Annotated in this window: 2 protein-coding genes; both read left to right on the top strand. The window is 65.0% G+C overall.

What is annotated here, in order from left to right:
* Nucleotides 1-781: RuBisCO large subunit C-terminal-like domain-containing protein (locus FJ980_RS31590; RefSeq protein ID WP_246676657.1), on the top strand; the 781-nt coding region annotated here is incomplete at its 5' end.
* 45 nt (nt 782-826) lie between these two features.
* Nucleotides 827-1,405 (top strand): phosphogluconate dehydrogenase C-terminal domain-containing protein (locus FJ980_RS31585; RefSeq protein WP_140547435.1); only part of this gene is annotated, 579 nt, incomplete at its 3' end.

The raw sequence follows: 1,405 nt of genomic DNA, 5'->3' as shown, positions 1-1,405 counted from the left end.
ATCAAGCCCCGCGGCAATCAGCGTGTCGGCCAGGGCCGCCGTCTCCTGCGGGGGGCTTGATTTCATCAAGGACGACGAATTGATGGGGGACCCTCCGCATTCGCCGTTCGAACACCGGTTCGAAGCGGTCATGGCGGTGATAGACAGGCACGCCGACAGGACCGGGCGCAAGGTCATGTATGCGGCCAACATTTCCGGGGACATCGACGCCATGCGTCGCCAGCTGGATCTGATCGAGCGCCGTGGCGGGACCTGCGCCATGCTGGTCCTGAATTCTGTCGGCCTGTCCGCCGTCATCGAGATGCGCCGCCACTCCGCCGTTGCGCTGCACGGCCATCGGGCCGGATGGGGCCTCTTCAGCCGCTCTCCCGATCTCGGCATGAGCTATCTCGCCTATCAGAAATTCTGGCGCCTGGCGGGCATCGACCACATGCACGTCAACGGGTTGTCCAACAAGTTCTGCGAGCCGGACGAATCGGTGATGGCGTCGGCCCATGGCTGTCTCACCCCGATGTTCGAGCGGGCTGGCCGTCCCGATACGGTCATGCCGGTGTTTTCGTCTGGACAGACCGCTGTGCAGGCGGCCGAGACCTATACGAGGCTCGGCTCGGACGATTTCATCTATTGCTGCGGCGGCGGGATCATGGCGCATCCAGGCGGGCCGGCCGCCGGCGTTCGAAGCCTGCATGATGCTTTCGAAGCCGCGGCGGCAGGGGTTCCCGCACGCGACTACGCCGCCACGCATCCGGAGCTCGAAGCCGCGCTGCAAGCGTTCGGCTGAATTTGCGCCATCGGCGCGCCATCATGGCAAATGGGAGAGAAGCAAATGACGACATCCGTGGCGGTGCTTGGAGCCGGAGGGAAGATGGGCTTCCGCGTGACGCGCAAGCTTATCGAAGCGGGCTACGATGTCCGCGCCGTGGAGATCGGCGAGGCCGGCCGCAAGCGGCTGGGAGAGGCCGATATCGGCGCCGTCGCCATGGACGAGGGCATTCCCGGCGCCAAGGTGGTGGTAATGGCCCTGCCGGACAATATCATCGGCCAGGTGGCGCGGCAGATCTCGCCGATGCTTGCCGCGGGCACCATGATCCTCATTCTGGATGCGGCAGCGCCCTATGCCAGCGACTTGCCCGCGGATCGGCCGGATCTCACCTATTTCGTCGGCCATCCCTGCCATCCGCCGCTGTTCGGCGAAGAGACGGAATGGGCCGCGCGTCGCGATTACCATGGCGGCATCGCCAGGCAATCGATCGTCTGTGCCCTGATGCAAGGTCCGGAAGAGCACTATGCGCTTGGCGAGGAAGTGTGCAGGGCCATGTGGTCGCCGATCATCGACAGCCATCGCGTCACGGTCGAACAACTGGCGATCCTGGAGCCGGGCCTGTCCGAAATGGTGGCCATGCCC

It is taken from the genome of Mesorhizobium sp. B1-1-5 (genome assembly GCF_006443065.1).
Lineage (GTDB): Bacteria > Pseudomonadota > Alphaproteobacteria > Rhizobiales > Rhizobiaceae > Mesorhizobium.
The sequence above is the reverse complement of the archived record's forward strand: the minus strand, read 5'-3'. Positions and strand labels throughout refer to the sequence as shown.